At 73.6% G+C, this 7023-nt stretch carries 5 protein-coding genes and 1 riboswitch; of the genes, 4 read left to right on the plus strand and 1 reads right to left on the minus strand.

Features of this window, described 5'->3' with window-relative positions; all coding sequences use genetic code 11:
• The first annotated feature begins 303 nt into the window (after positions 1-303).
• From C1I97_RS27435 to C1I97_RS27445, 3 genes are all read left to right on the plus strand, one after another.
• A complete protein-coding gene (locus C1I97_RS27435) occupies positions 304-1677 on the plus strand; it encodes a M16 family metallopeptidase (protein ID WP_111005830.1) in 1374 nt (457 codons plus the stop codon).
• Positions 1674-3062: a M16 family metallopeptidase gene (locus tag C1I97_RS27440; RefSeq protein ID WP_111005831.1), complete on the plus strand. Its 1389-nt coding sequence runs from the start codon at positions 1674-1676 to the stop codon at positions 3060-3062. Before C1I97_RS27435 ends, C1I97_RS27440 begins: the two co-directional genes overlap by 4 nt.
• Positions 3063-3250: 188 nt before the next feature.
• A riboswitch (cyclic di-AMP (ydaO/yuaA leader) is annotated at positions 3251-3447 on the plus strand.
• Positions 3448-3459: 12 nt separating this feature from the next.
• Entirely contained in the window at positions 3460-4218 is a 759-nt protein-coding gene (locus tag C1I97_RS27445; RefSeq protein ID WP_111005832.1) for a M23 family metallopeptidase, read from the plus strand.
• 175 nt (positions 4219-4393) lie between these two features.
• On the opposite strand, the gene C1I97_RS27450 is transcribed toward C1I97_RS27445, so the two are convergent.
• Positions 4394-4675 carry an HPr family phosphocarrier protein gene (locus C1I97_RS27450; RefSeq protein ID WP_111005833.1) on the minus strand — a complete coding sequence of 94 codons (282 nt, stop codon included), beginning with the start codon at positions 4673-4675 and terminating at the stop codon, positions 4394-4396.
• A 186-nt stretch (positions 4676-4861) separates the two neighbouring features.
• Between C1I97_RS27450 and C1I97_RS27460 the strand changes: the two genes are divergently transcribed.
• The coding region (locus C1I97_RS27460; protein ID WP_258382759.1) for a GNAT family N-acetyltransferase at positions 4862-7023 on the plus strand (2162 nt) is incomplete at its 3' end.

Genomic DNA, 7023 nt, shown 5'->3' on the forward strand with positions numbered 1-7023 from the left:
ACAGGAGTGCGCGCGTGCCCACCCCCGCGCACTCCTGTCGCAGCCGCTTCCCGGCCCGTCGTCCCACGCCACGCACGCGTGCCCGCGCCGCGGGCGTGGGGCGCCGGCCTCGGCGACCCCGTCACGCCCGGGTGCGCCCCGCGCCCCGGCGCGCACCCGAGGGCTCGTTCGTCCCGCTTCCGGTCTCGCTCTCGGCGTACGGCCTCCGGGAACTTCGCCAGGGGTCCGCGCGCTTGCATACAGTGGCAGGACCGGCAGGAAACGGGCGGTTCACGAACCGCCATCGCGATCGAAGGGACGTACATGCCCATGGGTCACACGGCCACAGCCGAGGCAGGCTCCGGCGGCCTGACAGCGACCGAGCACCGTCTGGCCAACGGCCTGCGCGTGGTGCTCTCCGAGGACCACTTGACCCCGGTCGCGGCGGTGTGCCTCTGGTACGACGTCGGCTCGCGCCACGAGGTCAAGGGACGCACCGGCCTGGCTCACCTTTTCGAGCACCTGATGTTCCAGGGCTCCGCCCAGGTCAAGGGCAACGGTCACTTCGAGCTGGTCCAGGGCGCGGGCGGCTCGCTCAACGGCACCACCAGCTTCGAGCGCACCAACTACTTCGAGACCATGCCCGCCCACCAGCTGGAGCTCGCCCTCTGGCTGGAGGCCGACCGCATGGGCTCCCTGCTCGCGGCGCTGGACGACGAGTCCATGGAGAACCAGCGGGACGTCGTCAAGAACGAGCGCCGCCAGCGCTACGACAACGTCCCCTACGGCACCGCCTTCGAGAGGCTGACCGCCCTCGCCTACCCGGAGGGCCACCCGTACCACCACACGCCGATCGGGTCCATGGCGGACCTCGACGCGGCCACCCTGGAGGACGCCCGGCAGTTCTTCCGGACGTACTACGCGCCCAACAACGCCGTCCTGTCGGTCGTCGGCGACATCGACCCGCAGCAGACGCTCGCCTGGATCGAGAAGTACTTCGGCTCCATCCCGTCCCACGACGGCAAGTCCGAGCCCCGCGACGGCTCCCTGCCGGAGGTCATCGGTGAGCAGCTGCGCGAGGTCGTCGAGGAGGAGGTCCCGGCCCGCGCCCTGATGGCCGCCTACCGGCTCCCGCACGACGGCACGCGCGCGTGCGACGCGGCCGACCTCGCCCTCACCATCCTCGGCGGCGGCGAGTCCTCCCGCCTGTACAACCGGCTGGTGCGCCGCGACCGCACCGCCGTCGCCGCCGGCTTCGGCCTGCTGCGGCTGGCCGGCGCGCCCTCGATGGGCTGGCTGGACGTGAAGACCTCCGGCGACGTCGAGGTCCCCGTCATCGAGTCGGCCATCGACGAGGAGCTCGCCCGGTTCGCCGAACAGGGCCCGACGGCCGAGGAGATGGAGCGCGCCCAGGCCCAGCTGGAGCGCGAGTGGCTGGACCGGCTCGGCACGGTCGCGGGCCGCGCCGACGAACTGTGCCGGTACGCCGTCCTGTTCGGCGACCCGCAGCTCGCCCTGACCGCCGTCAAGCGCGTCCTGGAGGTGACCCCCGAGGAGGTCCAGGAGGTCGCCGAGGCCCGCCTGCGGCCCGACAACCGCGCGGTGCTCGTCTACGAGCCGACCACCGCCGACGCACAGGACGACGCCCAGGACGCGGACGCCGCGGCCACCGACGACACCGAGGAGGCGGCGAAGTGACCGAGCTCGCCACGATGGAGTTCCACCCCCGGCCCCAGGCGGGCGAGGCCAGGCCGTGGGCGTTCCCGGCGCCCGAGCGAGGCACGCTGGACAACGGCCTGACCGTCCTGCGCTGCCACCGTCCCGGGCAGCAGGTCGTCGCCGTCGAGGTGCTCCTCGACGCGCCTCTGGAGGCCGAGCCGGCCGGCCTGGACGGCGTCGCCACGATCATGGCCCGGGCCTTCTCCGAGGGCACCGACAAGCACTCCGCCGAGGAGTTCGCCGCCGAGCTGGAGCGCGCCGGCGCCACCCTGGACGCCCACGCCGACCACCCCGGCGTACGGCTGAGCCTGGAGGTCCCGGCCTCCCGCCTGGCCAAGGGGCTCGGCCTGCTGGCCGACGCCCTCAGGGCGCCCGCCTTCGCCGACTCCGAGGTCGAGCGGCTGGTGCGCAACCGGCTCGACGAGATCCCGCACGAGCTGGCCAACCCCGCCCGCCGCGCCGCCAAGGAGCTCTCCAAGGAGCTGTTCCCGGCCACTGCGCGCATGTCGCGCCCGCGCCAGGGCACCGAGGAGACGGTCCGCGCCATCGACTCGGCGGCCGTCCGCTCCTTCTACGACCGGCACGTGCGCCCCGCCACGGCCACCGTCGTGGTCGTCGGCGACCTCACCGGCACCGACCTGGACGAGCTGCTGGGCGAGACCCTGGGCGCCTGGACGGGGGCACCCGCCAAGCCGCGGCCCGTGCCGCCGGTGACCGCCGACGACACCGGGCGCGTGGTCGTCGTCGACCGGCCCGGCGCCGTCCAGACGCAGCTGCTCATCGGTCGTGTCGGCCCCGACCGGCACGACCGCGTGTGGCCCGCCCAGGTGCTCGGCACGTACTGCCTCGGCGGCACCCTCACCTCCCGCCTGGACCGCGTCCTGCGCGAGGAGAAGGGCTACACCTACGGTGTGCGGGCGTTCGGCCAGGTGCTGCGCTCCGCCCCCGACGGCTCGGGCGCCGCGATGCTCGCCATCAGCGGCTCGGTCGACACGCCGAACACCGGCCCGGCCCTGCAGGACCTCTTCACGGTGCTGCGCAGGCTCGCCGCCGAGGGCCTGACCGACGCCGAGCGGGACGTCGCCGTGCAGAACCTCGTCGGCGTGGCGCCGCTGAAGTACGAGACGGCGGCCGCCGTGGCGAGCACGCTGGCCGACCAGGTCGAGCAGCACCTGCCCGACGACTACCAGGCGACGCTCTATCAGCAGCTCGCCGCCACCGGCACGGTGGAGGCCACCGCGGCCGTCGTCAACGCCTTCCCGGTGGACCGGCTGGTGACCGTCCTCGTCGGTGACGCCGCGCAGATCAAGGAACCCGTCGAGGCTCTCGGCATCGGCCACGTCACCGTCGTGACGGCCGAGTAGCGGCACACGCGCGCGGGGCCCTGGTGACTGGTGTCACCAGGGCCCCGCGGTGTCTGAATTGAGACGGAGCCCTCCCTTCTGTCCTGTGGTCTGCGCTACAAAACCTCTGTTCCGTTTGGGAAGGAAAAGCGGCTCCGTCTAGCGTCGGTCCGACTGTTCGTCGGGCAGTAAGCCGCATCCGCGGCACCGGACAGCCATCGCCGAGTCCCCGTACGGCGCGAGCCAGGGGAGCCGGGGACCCGCCCTCCTGTCGCCGCCTTCGCGGCTGGAGGGGCCCAAGTCCCTGGGGTGAATCGGACACCCGCGCGCGGTGCGAGGGTGCCCGTAGGAGACCTTCCTGCTCCGAACCCGTCAGCTAACCCGGTAGGCGAGAGGGAAGGAAAGGACCAGCGTCTACATGGCGTTCACCCGCGCCACCGGGAAGCACCGCCGGCCCAGCCGGATGCACCGCACCACCGCCCGCACGGCGGGCGTCGCGGCCCTCACCGCCACCGGCGTCGTCGGCACCCTCGCCGCCTCCCCGGCCCTCGCCGCCGAGACTCCCGCCCCCGAGGACACCGGCCTGACCCCGGTCGTCACCATCGGCGCCGGCATCGCCGAGAAGATCGACGCCCAGGCCGTCGCCCAGAAGCAGGCCGCCGAGCGGAAGCTGGCCGAGGAGGCCGCCCGCAAGAAGGCCGCGGAGCGGGCGAAGGAGGAGCGCGAGGCCAAGGAGCGCGCCGCCCGCGAGGCCGAGCGCAGGCGTATGAACACCTTCGTGTCGCCGATCTCCGGCTCCTACGTCTCCACCGGCTACCGCAGCGGCGGCTCCCTGTGGTCCTCCGGTTCCCACACCGGCATCGACTTCCACGCCGCGAGCGGCACCACCGTCCACGCGGTCGGCGCCGGCACCGTCGTCCAGGCCGGCTGGGGCGGGGCGTACGGCAACCAGGTCGTGATCAGGATGGCCGACGGCATGTACACCCAGTACGGCCACCTGTCGTCCATCGGCGTCTCGGTGGGCCAGACGGTCGTCCCCGGCCAGCGGATCGGCCTGTCCGGCGCGACAGGCAACGTCACCGGAGCGCACCTGCACTTCGAGGCCCGCACGGCCCCGGACTACGGCTCCGACGTCGACCCCGTGAGCTACCTCCGCAGGCACGGCGTGAACCTCTGACGCACCGCGCCCGGGAAACACCGAAGCCGTGCCGCCCGGAGAGGGCGGCACGGCTTCAGTGCCCGATCATCGCCCGATCATCCGGACCGGCCGGAGCGGCAGGATCTGCCGGACCGGCAGAATCAGTCGGCCGACCGGATCAGTCGGCCGACCGGATCAGCGGGCCGACCGGCGGTCAGACCGTCTCGGGAAGCTCCTCGAGCCCCTCGGACACCAACTTGGCCAGCCGGTCCAGCGCGGCGTCCGCGCCCTCGGCGTCGGAGGCCAGGACGACCTCCTCGCCCCCCTCTGCACCGAGGCTGAGCACGGCCAGCATGGAGGCCGCGTTGACAGGCGTGCCGCCGGCCTTGGCGATCGTCACGGGGACGGCTGCGGCCGTGGCGGCCCGGACGAAGATGGAGGCGGGGCGGGCGTGAAGGCCCTCGGCCCAGCCGATGTTGACGCGGCGCTCAGCCATGTGATGCTGCCCTTCGAGCGATCAGAGTTGTCTAGACCAATTTTCCACACGTGACGAGACATCCCGGGGCGGTTCGCTGTTCCGCTCCGGGTGGCGTCGGACCGCGGCCTCGGTCCGACGCCCCGATGTGTGTCCTCCACAGACTGCCTCGCGCCGTTGTCGGACGCCAGCCGTACCCTGGGGCCCATGCAGAGCTCGCCGGACCGGCACGAGTACCCCGCCCACTGGGAGGCCGACGTAGTGCTGCGCGACGGCGGCACCGCGCGGATCCGCCCCATCACCGCCGATGACGCCGACCGCCTGGTCAGCTTCTACGAGAAGGTGTCGGACGAGTCCAAGTACTACCGTTTCTTCGCGCCCTACCCGCGCCTGTCCGCGAAGGACGTCCACCGCTTCACGCACCACGACTTCGTGGACCGGGTGGGACTCGCGGCCACGATCGGCGGCGAGTTCATCGCCACCGTGCGCTACGACCGCATCGACACCGACGGCATGCCCGCCTCGGCGCCCTCCGACGAGGCCGAGGTCGCCTTCCTGGTGCAGGACGCTCACCAGGGACGCGGGGTCGCCTCCGCGCTCCTGGAGCACGTCGCGGCCGTCGCCCTCGAGCGCGGCATCCGCCGGTTCAGCGCCGAGGTGCTGCCCGCCAACACCAAGATGATCAAGGTGTTCATGGATGCCGGGTACACCCAGAAGCGAAGCTTCGAGGACGGCGTCGTACGCCTGGAGTTCGACATCGAGCCGACCGACCGCTCGCTGGCCGTGCAGCGCGCACGGGAGCAGCGCGCCGAGGCGCGGTCGGTGCGGCGGCTGCTGGCGCCCGGCTCCGTCGCCGTCATCGGCGTGGGCCGCACGCGCGGGGGCGTGGGCCGCAGCATTCTCGACCACATCCGCGACGGCGGGTTCACCGGCCGGCTCCACGCCGTGAACCGGGCCTTCGGCGAGGACTGCAAGGAGATCGACGGCGTGCCCGCCCACCGCTCCGTGCGGGACATCGACGGGCCCGTGGACGTCGCCGTCGTCGCCGTGCCGGCCGACCACGTCCCCGAGGTCGTCACCGAGTGCGGCGAGCACGGCGTGCAGGGACTCGTCGTGATATCCGCCGGGTACGCGGAGAGTGGCCCCGAGGGACGCGAGCGCCAGCGCGCCCTCGTGCGGCACGCGCGCATGTACGGCATGCGCATCATCGGGCCGAACACCTTCGGGATCATCAACACCTCGCCGGACGTCCGGCTGAACGCCTCCCTGGCCCCCGAGATGCCGCGGCCCGGCCGGATCGGGCTGTTCTCGCAGTCCGGGGCGATCGGCATCGCACTGCTGTCCCGGCTGCACCGGCGCGGCGGCGGGGTCACGGGGATCACAGGCGTGTCGACCTTCGTGTCGGCGGGCAACCGGGCGGACGTCTCCGGCAACGACGTCATGCAGTTCTGGTACGACGACGCCGACACCGACGTCGCCCTGATGTACCTGGAGTCCGTCGGCAACCCGCGCAAGTTCACCCGCCTCGCCCGGCGCACGGCGGCGGTGAAGCCGCTGGTCGTGGTGCAGAGCGCGGGATCCGTCCCGCAGGGGCACGCGGTACGGGCGTCGCGACTGCCGCACGCGACGGTGTCCGCGCTGATGCGGCAGGTCGGCGTGATCCGCGTGGACACCATCACCGAACTGGTCGACACCGGCCTGCTGCTCGCCCGGCAGCCGCTGCCGCCCGGCCCGCGGGTGGCGATCCTCGGCAACTCCGAGTCGCTGGGCGTGCTCACCTACGACCGCTGCCTCGCCGAGGGACTGCGCCCGCAGCCGCCGCGGGACCTGACGACGGCGGCGTCGGCGGAGGACTTCCGGCTGGCACTGTCCCGCGCACTCGCCGACGAGACCACCGACGCCGTCGTCGTCACGGCGATACCAGCCGTGGGCGAGGGCGCCGCCGAGGACGCGGCCCTGGCCGCGGCCCTGCGCTCGGCCGCGGAGGCGGTACCCGGCAAGCCGGTCCTGGTCGTCCACGTCGAACTCGGCGGCCTGGCGGAGGCCCTGTCGGCCGCGGCCAGCACGGCACCGCAGCCCGGCCCGGGCTCGCAGACGGGCGCGACGCCGCTGCTGCCCTCCGCGGCACCCGGGCCCTCCGCGGCACCTGGGCCCTCCGCGGCACCTGGGCCCTCCGCGGCACCTGGGCCCTCCGCGGCACCTGGGCCCTCCGCGGCACCTGGGCCCTCCGCGGCACCCGGGCCCGTCACAGGACCCCCGGCCGATGGGAGCCCCGAGCCCGGCCCGGCACCGGAGGCGGGTACGGGACCCGGCCCCGCCCCCCGGCGGTCGCCTGCCGGCGGGACCCGCACCGGCTCCCGTCTCATCAC

Origin of the sequence: Streptomyces sp. NTH33, from assembly GCF_003236365.1 — a bacterium.
GTDB lineage: Bacteria > Actinomycetota > Actinomycetes > Streptomycetales > Streptomycetaceae > Streptomyces.

Coding starts and splice junctions, on each gene's coding strand:
- C1I97_RS27445 (WP_111005832.1), top strand. CDS start 3,460: ATGGCGTTCACCCGCGCCACCGGGAAGCACCGCCGGCCCAGCCGGATG.
- C1I97_RS27450 (WP_111005833.1), bottom strand. CDS start 4,675: ATGGCTGAGCGCCGCGTCAACATCGGCTGGGCCGAGGGCCTTCACGCC.
- C1I97_RS27435 (WP_111005830.1), top strand. CDS start 304: ATGCCCATGGGTCACACGGCCACAGCCGAGGCAGGCTCCGGCGGCCTG.